At 59.4% G+C, this 14583-nt stretch carries 15 protein-coding genes; 7 read left to right on the top strand and 8 right to left on the bottom strand.

Annotated features, from left to right (window positions below; genetic code table 11):
* Nucleotides 1–2: 2 nt before the first annotated feature.
* Genes EI185_RS02930 through metX form a run of 5 tightly spaced genes read right to left on the bottom strand, consistent with a single transcriptional unit; the run spans nucleotide 3 to nucleotide 4529 of the window.
* Complete coding sequence (locus EI185_RS02930; protein ID WP_124703628.1) at nucleotides 3–944, bottom strand: MlaD family protein; 942 nt, start codon at nucleotides 942–944, stop codon at nucleotides 3–5.
* Nucleotides 944–1702, bottom strand: a complete 759-nt coding sequence (locus tag EI185_RS02925; RefSeq protein ID WP_124703627.1) for an ABC transporter ATP-binding protein — start codon at nucleotides 1700–1702, stop codon at nucleotides 944–946. Before EI185_RS02925 ends, EI185_RS02930 begins: the two co-directional genes overlap by 1 nt.
* Complete coding sequence (locus EI185_RS02920) at nucleotides 1702–2817, bottom strand: MlaE family ABC transporter permease (protein ID WP_124703626.1); 1116 nt, start codon at nucleotides 2815–2817, stop codon at nucleotides 1702–1704. The genes EI185_RS02925 and EI185_RS02920 overlap by 1 nt, the downstream gene beginning before the upstream one ends.
* 3 nt (nucleotides 2818–2820) lie before the next feature.
* Nucleotides 2821–3405 (bottom strand): methionine biosynthesis protein MetW, encoded by a 585-nt coding sequence (gene metW, locus EI185_RS02915; RefSeq protein WP_124703625.1) that lies wholly within the window; start codon nucleotides 3403–3405, stop codon nucleotides 2821–2823.
* Nucleotides 3402–4529 carry a homoserine O-succinyltransferase MetX gene (metX, locus tag EI185_RS02910; protein WP_124703624.1) on the bottom strand — a complete coding sequence of 376 codons (1128 nt, stop codon included), beginning with the start codon at nucleotides 4527–4529 and terminating at the stop codon, nucleotides 3402–3404. Before metX ends, metW begins: the two co-directional genes overlap by 4 nt.
* A 19-nt stretch (nucleotides 4530–4548) precedes the next feature.
* Here metX and EI185_RS02905 point away from each other — a divergent pair, with 19 nt between their 5' ends.
* Together EI185_RS02905 and EI185_RS02900 are read left to right on the top strand one after the other, a co-directional pair.
* Nucleotides 4549–5019: a hypothetical protein gene (locus EI185_RS02905; RefSeq protein ID WP_124703623.1), complete on the top strand. Its 471-nt coding sequence runs from the start codon at nucleotides 4549–4551 to the stop codon at nucleotides 5017–5019.
* A 76-nt stretch (nucleotides 5020–5095) separates the two neighbouring features.
* A complete protein-coding gene (locus EI185_RS02900) occupies nucleotides 5096–5875 on the top strand; it encodes a DUF2189 domain-containing protein (RefSeq protein WP_124703622.1) in 780 nt (259 codons plus the stop codon).
* 92 nt (nucleotides 5876–5967) lie between these two features.
* Here EI185_RS02900 and EI185_RS02895 read toward each other — a convergent pair whose 3' ends face one another.
* From EI185_RS02895 to EI185_RS02885, 3 genes are all read right to left on the bottom strand, one after another.
* Nucleotides 5968–7389, bottom strand: a complete 1422-nt coding sequence (locus EI185_RS02895; RefSeq protein WP_189836257.1) for an ammonium transporter — start codon at nucleotides 7387–7389, stop codon at nucleotides 5968–5970.
* Nucleotides 7390–7400: 11 nt separating this feature from the next.
* The gene (gene glnK, locus EI185_RS02890) at nucleotides 7401–7739 is read right to left on the bottom strand and encodes a P-II family nitrogen regulator (protein ID WP_124703621.1); all 339 of its coding nucleotides are present in this window, start codon (nucleotides 7737–7739) and stop codon (nucleotides 7401–7403) included.
* Between the two features lie 64 nt (nucleotides 7740–7803).
* Nucleotides 7804–8607, bottom strand: a complete 804-nt coding sequence (locus EI185_RS02885) for a TorF family putative porin (protein WP_124703620.1) — start codon at nucleotides 8605–8607, stop codon at nucleotides 7804–7806.
* Nucleotides 8608–8907: 300 nt separating this feature from the next.
* Here EI185_RS02885 and EI185_RS02880 point away from each other — a divergent pair, with 300 nt between their 5' ends.
* From EI185_RS02880 to EI185_RS02860, 5 genes are all read left to right on the top strand, one after another.
* Nucleotides 8908–9177 (top strand): accessory factor UbiK family protein, encoded by a 270-nt coding sequence (locus EI185_RS02880; protein WP_189836256.1) that lies wholly within the window; start codon nucleotides 8908–8910, stop codon nucleotides 9175–9177.
* A gap of 9 nt (nucleotides 9178–9186) precedes the next feature.
* Nucleotides 9187–10683 (top strand): YifB family Mg chelatase-like AAA ATPase, encoded by a 1497-nt coding sequence (locus EI185_RS02875; RefSeq protein ID WP_124703619.1) that lies wholly within the window; start codon nucleotides 9187–9189, stop codon nucleotides 10681–10683.
* A gap of 61 nt (nucleotides 10684–10744) precedes the next feature.
* Nucleotides 10745–11446 carry a hypothetical protein gene (locus EI185_RS02870; protein ID WP_124703618.1) on the top strand — a complete coding sequence of 234 codons (702 nt, stop codon included), beginning with the start codon at nucleotides 10745–10747 and terminating at the stop codon, nucleotides 11444–11446.
* Between the two features lie 176 nt (nucleotides 11447–11622).
* Entirely contained in the window at nucleotides 11623–11859 is a 237-nt protein-coding gene (locus EI185_RS18135) for a hypothetical protein (protein ID WP_124703617.1), read from the top strand.
* A gap of 137 nt (nucleotides 11860–11996) precedes the next feature.
* The gene (locus EI185_RS02860; protein WP_223247637.1) at nucleotides 11997–14573 is read left to right on the top strand and encodes a cytochrome c; all 2577 of its coding nucleotides are present in this window, start codon (nucleotides 11997–11999) and stop codon (nucleotides 14571–14573) included.
* Nucleotides 14574–14583: the final 10 nt, after the last annotated feature.

Here is a 14583-nt window from a genome sequence, read left to right as displayed (position 1 = left end):
GTTTATTTTTCTCCCGGTCCGGGTTGCTGTTTGCCGGTGCCAAACAGAATGCCGCGCGGATTGGACAAGCGCTGTCCGGCAGTGCTGACGGAGTCGGCGCTGCTGCGCAGATCGCGGCTGACACTGGTGAATTCCAGCGTGCCAATTTCTGCCAGCCCCTGCAAACGATTGGATACGTCAGTAGTCTGGCGTTGCAGGTTTTCCATGGCACTGGAGGCCTGATTGATCGCACCGTCGGCATTCTTGCTTACACTCTGGATGCTGATCTCGGCACTGTTGGCAGCCCGGGTAATGCTGACACCCGCCACGCGAAACTCCTCGGCGGCATCATGTACGCTTTTTATTGCCGCGGTAAGCGCCTGCTTGTTGTCGGCCAGATTGGTAGAGATCACCTGCAAATTTTGAATGGTGTCGGAGATGCCTTTGCGATTGTCGTCGGACAGCAGCAAATTCATCTTGTCCAGTACCAGCGCGCCATTTTCGGCCATTTGCGAGACTGCATTGGCAACGTTATCCAGATCCGATTTGCCTTCGGCAATGACCGGATAGTGCTCATTCGGCAACACTTCGGTCAATAGCGGGCTGCTTGCGTCAGGGTTGCGGATTTCGATGGTTGCCAGTCCGGTCACGATGTTGCGCTTGACCAGCGCCTCGGCGTTGCTGCGTATCGGAGTGTCCTGAGCCACCTTGACATCCATGCGCACGGCATCCTGTCCGCCGCCGGCGAACTGGTAGCTATCCACCACGCCGACCTTGATGCCGCGCATTTTGACGGCGCTGCCTATATCCAGGCCATCCATGGATTGGTGACTGAAATAAATCGTGTAATGTCGATAAGAGACTCTGTCGGCTCCACCTGCCAGCCACAGCAGCCCGATAACCAGCAGCAGTGCGGCGATCAGCACGATCGTGCCGACCAGGGTATAGCGTGCTTCCGCTTCCATCAGAGCTCCTCTATCCGGGCACGTGCAGAAAAATAATCACGCAGCCATGGATCGTTAATTTTTTGCAACATCGCCACCGTTCCGTCAGCAAGCACCTGATGATCCGCCAGCACGATCACACGATCAATAATGGATAAGAGTGTATCCAAGTCATGGGTAATCAGAAAGACGGTGAGCCCCAGCCCATCCGACAGCACGCGGATTAGCCGGTCAAAGGCGCGCGCTGAGATCGGATCCAGGCCGGAAGTGGGCTCATCCAGAAACAGCAGCTCCGGATCCAGCGCCAGCGCGCGCGCCAGCGCGACACGTTTGCGCATCCCGCCGGACAGTTCGCTGGGCATTTTAGTCGCGGTGGATTGCGGCAGCCCGGCCAACCCCAGCTTGAGCCGCGCCAGACGCAGGCATTCGGGCTTGGGCAGAGGCGTATGTTCCAGCAGAGGCACTGCCACGTTCTGCTCCACGGTTAACGATGAGAACAGCGCGCCGTCCTGAAACAACATGCCAAAACGCTGGCGCAAGCGATTGAGTTGCGCGCCATCCGCCGCCCACACGTCCTCGCCAAACAGGCGTGCCGTGCCGGCTGTCGGTTTGATCAAGCCGACCAGCTCCTTGAGCAGAACCGATTTACCGGAACCACTACCGCCAATCAGCGCGACCATTTCGCCCCGATTCACGCTTAAGCTCACTCCGTCATGCACGCTTTGCGTGCCAAAGCGGGTCACGATGTGATCAAGCTCGATAACCGGTTGCGCATCCATCAAAATCCCAGTTCGACGAAAGCAATTGCAAACAACGCATTGATAATAATCACTGCGACGATGCTTTGCACCACGGTAGACGTGGTATTGGCACCTACACTGCGGGCGTCGCGCGCCACGCTAAGCCCCATGCGGCAGGCAATCACGCCGATAAACAGCGCAAACACCGGGGCCTTGACCAACCCCTGCAACACGGTTTGTATGGGCAGCACCTGATCCAGACGGGCAATGAATGCGGACGCCCCGATTGACAGCTGGCGCTCTGCTACCAGCATTCCCCCCAGGATACCCGCAACATCGCCGATAAACACCAGCAGCGGTAATGCCAACAGCAGCGCCAGAATGCGCGGCACGACCAGCACATTGTAAGGCGACAGCCCCAGCACGCTGATCGCGTCGATCTCATCGTTCACCTTCATCGCCCCGATTTGTGCGGTCATCGCGGCACCGGAACGTCCCGCCACCAGGATGGCGACGATTACCGGGGACATCTCGCGCGACATGGCCAGCGCTACGCCGTCCACCACAAAAATGCTGGCGCCATATTGCTCGGCCTGAATGCCCAGCAGGTAAGCGAACACCACGCCCATCAGGAACATCATGATAAATGCCAAAGGGATGGCATTGACGAAGATTGCCTCGATTTGTGCGACAAACTCTTTGCGACGAAACGCACCTGGGTGGCGCACCAGTTGCAGCATCTGGTAGCTTAATACACCGACAAAACTGACCGTGCCGCGCACATGCTGCCATGTCTCCACAGAAACGCGTCCGATATGCGCCAGCATACCGCCTCGGGCAGGCGGAGTAGCGACCATGCTATCGGCAAAATTGCGCTGCACGAGTTCATACACCGCTGCATGGGCAGCAGAAAAATTCACCGGGGTGATTTGTTGCGGATCAGCCCCCGCGGCGCGCATGGTCTCGAGCAACCGTAGCGCGCCGCTGGTGTCCAGCGCGGTGAGATCGGCACCATCGAGCGCTACAGCGCCGGCTGGCAATGCTGGCAGCGGCGCCAGTGTCAGGCTTGCCAGGTTTTGCAGCAGCCAATCGCCCGACACTCGCACTACCACGCTGTTCGCTTGTCGTTCCGAGCTAATCAGCGGGGTGGTCATGGCTTATTGCCCGCGCTCGAAACGATACACCGCCAGGCTGCCGGCCAGGTTGGGCAGGATATGCACCGGTGCGCCTGCGGTCATCACCACGCGCTCGCGGATGTGGAAACCCAGTTTGACGCACAGCGCTTCGAAATCATGCATGGTGCACAGATGCACGTTGGGCGTGTCGTACCACTGATAGGGAATGTCGTCAGACACCGGCATATGGCCGCGCAGCACTTGCAGGCGGTTTTTCCAGTAGCCGAAATTGGGGAAAGTGACGATGCCTTCTCGCCCCACACGCAGCATTTCGCGCAGAATGGCCTCGGTATGGCGCATGGCCTGCAGCGTTTGCGACAGGATGACGTGATCGAAGGAGCCGGATTCAAACACCGACAGCCCGGATTCCAGGTCGTTCTGGATGATGTTGATGCCGTTCTTCACCCCGGCCAGGATATTGGCATCGGTCAGCTCCACCCCATAGCCGCGCGCCTGACGCGTGTCCTGCAAAAATTTGAGCAGGCTGCCGTCGCCGCAACCGAGGTCGAGCACCTTGGAACCCGGTTTGACCCAGCTGGCAATGGTCTGGAAATCATGGCGTGTCATGACGCGACCCTTTCCATATAGGCGCGTACCAGGCTGTGATAATGCGCATCGGGCATCAGAAAGGCATCGTGGCCATGGCCGGAGGTGATCTCGGCGTAACTCACGCGGCATTCGTTATCCAGCAGCGCCTTGACGATTTCGCGCGAACGTTCCGGCGCAAAGCGCCAGTCGCTGGTGAATGACAGCACCAGAAAATCCGCCTGCGCGGGTTTGAGGGCATCCGACAATTTGCCGCCGCTGTGGTGGGTGGGATCGAAATAATCCAGCGCCTTGGTCATCAGCAAATAGGTATTGGCGTCGAAACTTTCGGCGAACTTGTCGCCCTGGTAGCGCAGATAGGATTCAATCTCGAATTCCACGTCGTAGCCATAGTTGAATGCGCCGGAGCGCAACACGCGGCCAAACTTGCTGCCCATCACATCGTCGGAAAGATAGGTGATGTGCCCGAGCATGCGCGCCAGCCGCAGGCCGCGCCGGGGGCGGGTATCGTGCGCGTAAAAATCGCCGCCGTGAAAATCCGGGTCGGTCAGTATCGCCTGGCGCGCCACATCATTAAAAGCAATGTTCTGCGCGGTGAGTTTGGGTGCCGAGGCGATCACCAGGCAATGGCGTACGCGTTCGGGGTGCTTGATGCTCCAGTGCAACGCTTGCATGCCGCCCAGCGATCCGCCCATGATCACGGCAAACTGTCGTATACCCAGACTGTCCGCCAGCCGGGCCTGGCTTTCCACCCAATCCTCCACGGTCACCAACGGAAAATGCGAGCCGAACGGCTGGCCCGTGATCGGGTCAATTGAAGCCGGGCCGGTAGAGCCGTGGCACCCCCCCAGATTATTCAGCCCGATCACAAAAAAGCGGTCGGTGTCGATGGGTTTGCCTGGCCCCACCATGTTGTCCCACCAGCCCGGTTTTTTGTCTTGTTCGGCATACACGCCCGCCACGTGATGGTTGCCGGACAAAGCATGGCACACCAGGATGGCGTTGCTTTTATCCGCATTCAGCATGCCGTAGGTTTCATATACCAGGTCGTAGCTGGGCAGCACCGCGCCGCTTTTAAGGGTGAGCGGGGTGGTGAAATGGGCGGTCTGGGGTACGACAATGCCAACAGATGAAGCAGGCTGCATGTCTGGTTATAATTTAGCGATGTTAGCGAAGATTATAGCCGCATTCCGCCCCGATCCCACAGCCTTGCGCGCACGCTTTTTACAGCGTTTTGCAGGCAAGACCATTATTGTCCACGACGGCCTCAGCATCGGTTGGGTGAGCGAGTTGAATAAAGAAGCCGGCGGCGGCGCGCATTTTCGCATCGATGCACGCAATGTGCCAGACCGTAAACCCACCCCGATTGAATGGGTGGTGCACCAGCACATTCTGCCGCATAGGTTGCCGCTGCCCTTATTGGTCAAGGTGAGTACCGATCAGCTATTGATTCGCCATCTTACCCGCAACCATGCGCCGGTTCACCCTTCCGAAATCTACTGGATGCTGGGTGAGTTTCCCGAACGCGCTCACCTGGTTCTGACCGTCGGAGGCAAGGGCTTTGCCGTCACGCGCGGGATACCGGTATCAGATAATGCGGTGGACTTTGATGTTGCCTTCACCGAGCCCGAGTAAATTAACCTGCTCATCCAAAATCGCCATGATGTTCTAGACTGGCAATAGGGGTCTTCCCTTTACCAAGGAGAGAGTCATGGACAAAATCGTCATTCAGCCTGGTCTACATGGAATAGCGCTGCCCGCTATCGATCGCGTTGCCGACTATAGCCGTCCGCTGTTGTGGTTGCGCCAGGGCTGGCGCGATATGCAGCGTACCCCGTTACTGAGTCTCGGGTTTGGCGCCTTGTTCGCGGCGCTGGGCTACGCGCTGGTGCGCTTTGCCTGGGGCGGGGTGCAGACCGGGATGACGCTGACCAGCGGATTCCTGCTGGTTGCGCCGTTCCTGGCGGTAGTGTTCTATGATCTCAGCCGCCAGGCGGAACACCACCATGCGCCGCGTATTGCGCATATTCTCAAACCGTTGCGCGCCAATGGTGCGTCAATCGGGTTCTATGCGCTGCTGCTGGCATTCATTTTTAGCGTGTGGGAGCGGCTCTCAGCCATAGTGGTAGGCTTATCCGTATCTGGCGATCAGGTGAGCTTTGCAGGTTTCCGCGCGCTGCTGGCAGGTTCCGGACAGCTTGGCATACTGCTGCCCTATGCGGCAGTGGGGGTCTTGCTTGCAGTTCTGGTATTTGCGTTGAGCGTCGTATCGCTACCCATGATGTTGCACCGCAAGGCTGATCTGGTCACGGCGCTGATGACCAGTTTATGGGTGGTACGGACCAATCCGTTATTGATGCTGGAATGGGCGCTCATCATTGTTGCGCTGAGCGTGTTGGGTTATGCCACGTCGTTTGTTGCCATGGTGGTGGTATTCCCGCTGATCGGCCACGCTACCTGGCATGTCTACCGCGATCTGGTGGAACGCTGAAATGAAAAACGCCCCTTGCGGGGCGTTTGGTATTACCGGCAGTCCGATGAACACCGGGGCAAGCCTTCGGGACCATACGGCTGCCGGATTGTTTACTCCAGTTTCTCACCGTGCAGGCTGATATCCAGACCTTCACGTTCCTGGTCTTCAGTGACACGCAGGCCAATGACCATGTCTATTATCTTCAGGATGACGAAGGTCACGACTGCGTCATAAACGATGGTAACCCCCACGCCCTTGGCCTGAATCATGAGTTGCGCCACATTGCCTTCAAGCATGCCGGCGGTACCGCCGATGGCTTTAACAGCGAACACACCAGTCAGCATCGCGCCCACAATACCGCCGATGGCATGTACGCCGAAGGCGTCGAGCGAGTCGTCATAACCCATCATGTTTTTCAGGTATACCGCAGCCCAGAAGCACACTATGCCCGCAGCGATTCCGATAAACAACGCGCCGGACGGACCGACAAAACCCGAGGCCGGGGTGATGGCAACCAGACCGGCGACCGCACCTGAGCAGATACCCAGAACGCTTGGTTTGCCCTTGGCCATCCATTCAACAAACATCCAGCTCAACGCTGCAGCGGCAGTGGCGATCTGCGTCGCGGCCATCGCCATACCGGCACGGTCGCTGGCGGCAACGGCTGAACCGGCGTTGAAACCGAACCAGCCCACCCACAACAATGCTGCGCCAATCACTGTCAGCACCAGGTTGTGCGGAGGCATAGGTTCTTTGCCATATCCCACGCGTTTACCAATCACCAGTGCGGCTACCAAGCCTGCCACACCCGCGTTGATATGCACTACTGTTCCGCCGGCATAATCCAGCACGCCATCGGCACCCAGCCAGCCTCCCGGACCCCATACCATGTGTGCAATCGGTGCGTACACAGCAATCAACCAGGCGGTTATAAACCATAGCAGCGCGGAAAACTTCATGCGCTCTGCGAACGCTCCGACAATCAGCGCCGGGGTGATGATTGCAAACGTCATCTGGAAGGTCATGTAAGTCGTTTCAGGAATGGTCGGCGCCAAGGCGTTCACGCTATCCAAACCCAGACCTGACAGGAATACCCGGCTCAACCCTCCCATGAACCCGCTGCCTGGGGTAAATGCCAGACTGTAGCCGATGATCATCCACAGCACCGTGACCAGGCAGGTGATTGCGAAGCTCTGCATCACCGTGGCCAGCACATTCTTCTTGCGCACCATGCCGCCGTAGAACAAGGCCAGACCCGGGATGGTCATCATGAGCACCAATGCGGTGGAGGTCAGCATCCAGGCATTGTCGCCGGAGTTGATGAACGCTGCCGGGTTGGGCGCAGCAGCCGGAGCGGCAGCGGCGGGGGCGGCAGTGGTCGGAGGTGCCGCCGCCGGTGCGGCCGCGGCATCAGGTGCCGGAGCCGCTGCCGGGGCAGCAGCGGACGGTGGGGCCGCCGCGTCGTCTGCGCTGGCCATGCCGGACAAGCCCAGCGTGCACAGCATACTGATTGCAATGAGCCATTTCTTCATGTTGCTCTCCCTTAAAGTGCTTCAGGTCCGGATTCGCCGGTGCGGATACGCACGACTTGCTCCAGGTTGAATACGAAAATTTTGCCATCACCGATCTTGCCGGTGTGTGCGGATTTCTCGATTGCCTCGATCACCTGATCCAGCAGGTCGTCCGCAATCGCCGCTTCGATTTTGACTTTAGGCAGGAAATCCACAACGTATTCCGCACCGCGATACAGCTCGGTATGCCCCTTTTGCCGCCCAAAACCCTTTACCTCGGTCACCGTGATGCCCTGCACGCCAATGGTGGACAGCGCTTCACGTACCTCGTCGAGCTTGAACGGCTTGATGATTGCCGTAACGAATTTCATGTTATCTCCTTGGTAAGGACGCGGCAGCCGGGTGCCGCCGCGCCGAAACGGGCTAGATGCTCAATTAGAAAGTCTTTGATATAGCAGCTACGAAATGGCTGTCACCCAGGTTCTTGTTGCCATTTACGCCGGTAATTTTGTAGCCGGCATCCTTGGCATTGGTATCTGTGTAATAGGCGGTCGCGCTCCAGCCTGAACCAAGGTCTTTAGTCACACCCAGTTTCCAGTCGGTGTAGGAGTACAAGCTGTCGTTTGAAACGGCGCCAGTCGTAGCAGTCCCCGTGTATTTCTGCTCACCGACGTGGGCATTAAGAGTCCAGGTGTCGACAATAGGCACGTTGGCGGACAAATCCAGATAGTAGGAACCGTCCGCGTTATCCACCCCGAACAATCCCGGAGACACGACATACGACACTTTGCCGGTCAGCCACTTATAAGACAGAGCGCCATAAACTTCTGTGGTATTAGGCTTAACCGCGCCAGCAGCCAGCGTGGGATAACGACCTGGGTAGTAATATTGCAACACGCCTACGTCATAACCAATGTCACCAATGGTGTTGCGGTAGCCGCCATAGAGATCCCATTCCATGCTGACCGAGCTGCCCGGAACTGCATCCGAGTACCAGCTGATGTTGGAACCCCAGGTACCCAGATACAAGCCGCTTGAGTGCGTAAAATCAGCGCCGCCCTGAATGGCCGGATCCCGTGCAGTTTGCGTAATGCCGCGATAAACATACTCACTGGTCAGGCCAACGTTCGCGGTCAGGGTATAGGCAGGCGTGGGGGCGGGGGCAGCATCGGCGGCGAACGCAGGAATCGCAGCACAGGCCAGGGCGACGGCCAGAGCGGTTTGAGTGAATTTGTGCATGAGTCTTTTCTCCTTAAAAGGCTTCAAAATCGCAACATTGCAAAATTGCGACAATCCTATAGCATGCTTCGTGCCATATTTATTATTTATATAAAACATATAGTTATTGTTTTTTTACGGTAATCCGTATTTTTGTTCGCACTAAAAATGTGCATTAATATTCCTTGATGCACTGCACCGGAGCATGATGGATTAGGCCATTTGGATGAAGAAATCATCGGGCAGTCCTGCATCAAGGTTTGGAATTCAACGCCTGCTTATTTGGTACACTGACCGATGTCAATGTAAGGAGAACATCGGATGCTGCCCAATCAGAAACTGCTCGACGAAATCGGCGGGAAAATCAGCCAGGCAATCAGCAATAGCCCGGCCAGGGACATAGAGAAAAATATCCGCGCGATGATGCAGAGTGCGCTGCAAAAGCTTGATCTGGTGACGCGCGAGGAATTCGACGTGCAACAGGAAGTGCTGCTGCGCACGCGCGAAAAGCTCACCGAACTGGAAACCCGGCTGGCGCAACTGGAAGCCCTGGCGCCCGCCCCGGATCACCCGCAACAGCTGGAACCCTGACCGCTGCGAATGGGCATCGCCGTCCTCCACAGCCGGGCGCTGTCCGGCATGGACGCACCCGAAGTGGTGGTGGAAGCGCATCTCGCCAACGGCCTGCCCAGTTTTACCATCGTTGGTTTGCCCGAGGCCGAGGTGAAAGAAGCCCGCGACCGGGTGCGGGCCGCGATCCAGAACGCACGCTTCGAATTCCCGGCGCGGCGCATCACTGTCAATCTCGCCCCTGCAGACTTGCCCAAGGAATCCGGGCGTTTTGATCTGCCCATCGCGCTCGGTATCCTCGCCGCCTCCGGGCAGATCCCCGCCAATAAGCTGAAAGACTACGAATTCGCCGGCGAGCTGGCCCTGACTGGTGAACTGCGCCCGATCCGCGGAGCGCTGGCGATGACTCTGGGCGCGGTTTCCAGCGGGCGGGCGTTTATCCTGCCCAGCGCCAGCGCACTGGAAGCCGCTCTGGTGGAGGGTGCCGTCGTCCACCCCGCCGACTCGCTGCTGGCAGTCTGCGCCCACCTTGCCGGACAGGCCTTGCTGCCATTGCAAGCGCTGCTGCCAGTGGCATCCGTACAAGTACATTACCCGGATTTCAACGAAGTCAAAGGCCAACTCGGCGTCAAGCGCGCACTCGAAGTCGCCGCGGCCGGCGGCCACTCGGTGCTGATGGCGGGACCGCCGGGCACCGGCAAGTCGATGCTGGCGGCGCGCTTTCCCGGCATTCTGCCTGGCATGAGCGAACAGGAGGCCATCGAATCCGCGGCATTGCTTTCCTTGAACGGCGGCTTTCGTATCGAGCACTGGAAACGCCGCCCCTACCGCAGTCCGCACCATACCGCGTCTGCCGTGGCGTTGGTGGGTGGCGGCGGCAACCCGCGGCCGGGCGAGATTTCACTGGCGCACCACGGCGTGCTGTTCCTGGACGAGCTGCCCGAATTCCCGCGCAACGTGCTTGAAGTGCTGCGCGAGCCGCTCGAATCCGGTCGCATCACCATCTCGCGTGCCGCGCGCCAGGCCGACTTCCCGGCGCGCTTTCAATTGATCGCGGCGATGAACCCGTGCCCGTGCGGCTACCTCGGCCATCCGGCAGGCAAGTGCCGCTGCACGCCGGACCAGATTGCGCGCTATCGCGGGCGCATCTCCGGCCCGCTGCTCGACCGCATCGACATCCAGATCGAAGTCCCCGCACTGTCGCACGACGATTTGTTGCGTCAGCCCGATGGCGAAACCAGCGTCGCGATTCAGGCCAGGGTGGAGGCCGCACGCGCCCGCCAGATTGCGCGCCAGGGCAAGCCCAACGCCGAGCTCGGCACCAAGGAAATCGATACCCACTGCGCACCGGATGCGGCTGGCGAAGCGCTGCTGAAACAAGCCATCAGCCGCCTCAACCTGTCGGCACGTGCCTACCACCGCGTTCTCAAAGTCGCGCGTACGGTGGCTGACCTGGCGGGTGACGAGCGCATCGCCCCGCGCCATATTGCCGAAACCATCCAGTACCGGCGCTTTACCGGCGGCTGAGCCTGCGTGCAGCAACACACCCGATTTTTCGGGCTATAACGAAAAGCACGGGGAGTAAAATATGGACGAAACACCAAAATCGTCGAGCTGGTGGCAAACCCTGCCCGGCATCCTGACCGCCACCGCAGGCATCATCACCGCCGTCAGCGGCCTGCTGGTCGTGCTGTATCAATCGCCGCTGTTCAAACCCGATGTCAAGCCAGAAAGCGCGCACGGTACTGCAGCCAGCGTCACATCATCTGCGCCAGATGCCACACCGGCCGACCCATCCGTCAATCCATCGCCAGACGCATTGGCATCCGTGCCCCGTGCGCCTGACACTCACACCCCCCAGACATCCGCTGCACGCATCAATCTGCTGGACCCAGACAAGGGCGGCCACCTTGAAGCCGCCTCAAACGACGAATGGAACCGTACCATCGACGGCAAGGAAGCGTCTATCTCGCTCGAGGTAAATCAGACGGGTGTGTACGGTTTCAAGAATGGGCGCAGCGCCCGTTTCGACACGTTTACCGTGCTGATTCCTGCGACCGATATCTACAATGTCAGTGAAATCGAGCTGTCCTATGGTAATGAGTCACCGACCGGCGCATTCGAAACCATCGGCCGCTTCAAGCCGCAAAATCTGAAGCTGTTCAACGCACCCTACCAGGCATTCGCCTTCCCGGCCGTCACCGCCAGATATTTCAAAGTCAAGCTGTTATCCGGCAAGGGCGGCTACGCCACTGCCTATGAATTCCAGCTATTCGGCACGCTGAAATAGACGCGCTACTCGGAAATTCAATGCCATAGGCCAAATGGCCTATGGCAAATGACGCATAGCCGTACTCGGCAGCATCACCTATAAAACCCTGACATACCATAAATGCTGCACGGGCATCCACAGTACCGGGCCCGGTGACAGCCAGCGAGGGGAGTAGGGCGCATGACACGGCCAGATTGGTTTTCCGGAAAAGGGTTAGCGGGCTGCGCGATGCCGCCGGTCAGATGGCGGTTGCCGTGCAAGGCGGCAATTGCGCTGCGCCAGGCGTTCGACATGCTTTGCGCATTAGATCCACGCCCAGGCCACCCGGACACACGGTTAAAGTCGGCAAAGATGCCGAGGTCATCCTGTTCAGCCCGCAGGACGAGCACAGCAAGGTCATCGACCACATGTTGAACAGGATGGCCGGCTAAGCGGGCAGGCACCGGCAACCGGCCTGGCAATTCATTCAAGCCGAAACCGCCGTGAAACCAGCTTGCTACCGGGCGAAAGATGCAAACAATCGAACGCGCTCCTGCTTTGCTGCTTTTTTGCTTTGAGGGACAGCTAGATGAATTCATCCAAACCAGTCCGCTGGATTGCCGTCTGTGTCATTGCAGGGTTCGCGGTGGCACTCTGGTTTTCTCAACCTGCCCACGAGGCACGCGCCACGCTGCCGAACCAGCCCACTCCAAGCGCCGCCGTCCCGCCTGAAGCCACTGCCCTGCCGGAGGTTGCTGCGTCATACAACGACGCCGCTTTCCACGCCGCCGGAACCAGGCTGTCGCCGTCCGCCCGCGCCGGGCGCGAAATCTGGTTCAAGGCGACCGCAGGCAATGCGCGTTTCCATACCTACACCTTCCAGCAGCGCATCACCGCGCTGATCGACTGGTACGGCGTGCTGCGCGGCGACCAGCGCGACACCCGCTTCAAAACCTGGGGACTGATCAATGATCCGGGCTGCTGTACGCCGGGTTCGGCTGGCTGCCCGGCCAAAAGTTATGAGGAAACCTACGGCTTCGACTGGTGTCCCGGCGACCAGACTCTGCTGAAGTTCGTCGGCAAAGCCGGCTACCGTGACCCGGCGTGCGACTTCAAGGATGCCGCGGCCACGTCCAGCGACCCCGCAGGCCACCGCGACGGTCGCGAGGACAGCTGCAACCTCGCCTTCGGCACCTCCACCGGCGCGCTCGGCTTCCGCAAATTTCCCAACCCGCGCTTCGATCCGGTCGCCTGGAAAAAACTCAACGGCAGCCTCGGTACCTGGCAGGGCTACGACCGCAAGCTGTCCAGCGACCCCGCCCGCGCCGACTTCAAGCTGCGCAAACTCGCCGATGCTTCAATCGAACCGCCGTTCCTGATCGGCACCTCCTGCGCTTCCTGCCATGTCGCCTTCGACCCGGCCAAACCCCCGCTCAACCCGGCACACCCGAAATGGGAAAATATCTCCGGGCTGGTCGGCAACCAATACATCCGCATCTCCGAATTGCTCATTTCGGGCATGCCGCACGACGATCTGCTGTGGCAGACTTTTGCCCACGCGCGTCCCGGCACCTCCGATACTTCGGCGATCCCCAACGATCAGGTCAACAACGCCGGCACCATCAATGCGCTCATCAATATCGCGCAGCGTCCCACCTTTGCGGGCGAACAGGTCAAGCGCTGGCGCAAGACGGCTGCGTGCCCAACGGGCACAAAAGCATCCAGCTGCTGGTGCGAACCCGGCAAGCCTGGCAAATGCTGGGAAAACAGCCTGCAAGCCGAAACCGTACACCACATCCTCAAAGGCGGTGAAGACTCGATCGGCGCGCTGGGTGCGATCCAGCGCGTGTATTTCAACATCGGTTCGTGTTCCGAGCAGTGCTGGGTCAATCACCTTACCGACCTGCGCCAGCTCGATCCGCAGGCGCGCAATTTCGGTCAGACGCCGTTCGACATCGGCCAGTGCCGGCGCGACTGCCCCAACTTCCGCGCGGTCGAAGACCGGCTACAGAATATCCTCGATTTCTTCCTGACCGCGCCTGAAGGCCATGCCAGGGACTTGCGCGAAGCGCGCGCAAACCAGCGCCAGACACCTTACGCCGAGGCTGATCTGGAGCGCGACCTCGACCACCGTTTCGGCAAAAACGCGGTGTCGCGCGGCCAGCAGGTATTCGCCACCAACTGCGCGCGCTGTCATTCCAGCGGCAAGCCGCCGTTCGAGGCGGTAAATTTTCGCGCCCTCGACAGCAAAACAGGCCTGCGCGCCGACTGGCTCGGCAACGACGTGCCGACGCCGGTCACCGAAATCGGTACTGACCGCTGCCGCGCGCTGCATTCCAATCACCTGCGCGGCCATGTCTGGGAACAGTTCGCCGACGAAAATTACTTCGCCCGCAAGACCGTCTCCGGCATTCTCGAACCGCACGACGGCGGACGCGGCTATTACCGCAACATTTCGCTGCTGAACCTGTGGGCGCACGCGCCGTTCCTGCACAACAATTCGGTCGGACCGGAACTCTGCGGTTGGGGCGGCGACAAGGCCAATCCCTACGAGCAGTACCGTTCCAGTTACGTCGATACGTCCAGGCCCGGCAACCCGCCGCTGGCCAGGGACAAACAGCCCGCGTGCTGGCAATACGACACCTCGGTCGAAGGTCGCTTCAAGCTCTATGTCGCGTCGATGAACGACCTGCTCAGCCCCTCCAAACGCATCCCCAAGGCGCTCAAGCTCGACCAGGACATCGTGCTCGACATCGGCCCGCGCATCTTCGACGGTAAGGAAGAAAAGCGCGTAACCGGCTTCACCGTACGCGTACCGGCGGGCGCCAGCGCAGGCAATGTTGGCAATTTCCGCCACAAGGAATTCATCGGCGATCTGGTGCGCGCAAAACTTGAGCCCGCCGAACTCGACGCGCGCCTGGCCAAAATATTGCCCGCGCATGATGCGAAACAGGTCGCATCCGAAATGCGCAACATCGGCAAAGCCATCGTCTCCGACCCGAATCGGCTGGTCGAACTGGTGAAGGCAGCGCGCGCCCGTACGCCCGCGCTGTGGCAAGTATATTCGTCGTGCAACGTCGAAATCGAAAACGACGGCCACCGTTTTGGCGAAGACCTGTCAGAGGCCGACAAGAACGCCCTGATAGCCTTTCTCGCGACGTTTTGAGGAGGAAACC

This window comes from Sulfuriferula multivorans, from assembly GCF_003851125.1.
GTDB lineage: Bacteria > Pseudomonadota > Gammaproteobacteria > Burkholderiales > Sulfuriferulaceae > Sulfuriferula > Sulfuriferula multivorans.
Note: the sequence above shows the minus strand (reverse complement) of the source record. Positions and strands in the feature narration are given on the sequence as shown.

What these genes read in the sequence shown, in the direction of transcription:
- EI185_RS02860 (WP_223247637.1), top strand. Translation starts at nt 11,997, where the DNA reads ATGAATTCATCCAAACCAGTCCGCTGGATTGCCGTCTGTGTCATTGCA.
- glnK (WP_124703621.1), bottom strand. Translation starts at nt 7,739, where the DNA reads ATGAAATTCGTTACGGCAATCATCAAGCCGTTCAAGCTCGACGAGGTA.
- EI185_RS02885 (WP_124703620.1), bottom strand. Translation starts at nt 8,607, where the DNA reads ATGCACAAATTCACTCAAACCGCTCTGGCCGTCGCCCTGGCCTGTGCT.
- EI185_RS02905 (WP_124703623.1), top strand. Translation starts at nt 4,549, where the DNA reads ATGTTAGCGAAGATTATAGCCGCATTCCGCCCCGATCCCACAGCCTTG.
- EI185_RS02930 (WP_124703628.1), bottom strand. Translation starts at nt 944, where the DNA reads ATGGAAGCGGAAGCACGCTATACCCTGGTCGGCACGATCGTGCTGATC.
- EI185_RS02925 (WP_124703627.1), bottom strand. Translation starts at nt 1,702, where the DNA reads ATGGATGCGCAACCGGTTATCGAGCTTGATCACATCGTGACCCGCTTT.
- EI185_RS02920 (WP_124703626.1), bottom strand. Translation starts at nt 2,817, where the DNA reads ATGACCACCCCGCTGATTAGCTCGGAACGACAAGCGAACAGCGTGGTA.
- EI185_RS02875 (WP_124703619.1), top strand. Translation starts at nt 9,187, where the DNA reads ATGGGCATCGCCGTCCTCCACAGCCGGGCGCTGTCCGGCATGGACGCA.
- EI185_RS02900 (WP_124703622.1), top strand. Translation starts at nt 5,096, where the DNA reads ATGGACAAAATCGTCATTCAGCCTGGTCTACATGGAATAGCGCTGCCC.
- metW (WP_124703625.1), bottom strand. Translation starts at nt 3,405, where the DNA reads ATGACACGCCATGATTTCCAGACCATTGCCAGCTGGGTCAAACCGGGT.
- metX (WP_124703624.1), bottom strand. Translation starts at nt 4,529, where the DNA reads ATGCAGCCTGCTTCATCTGTTGGCATTGTCGTACCCCAGACCGCCCAT.
- EI185_RS02895 (WP_189836257.1), bottom strand. Translation starts at nt 7,389, where the DNA reads ATGAAGAAATGGCTCATTGCAATCAGTATGCTGTGCACGCTGGGCTTG.
- EI185_RS02870 (WP_124703618.1), top strand. Translation starts at nt 10,745, where the DNA reads ATGGACGAAACACCAAAATCGTCGAGCTGGTGGCAAACCCTGCCCGGC.
- EI185_RS02880 (WP_189836256.1), top strand. Translation starts at nt 8,908, where the DNA reads ATGCTGCCCAATCAGAAACTGCTCGACGAAATCGGCGGGAAAATCAGC.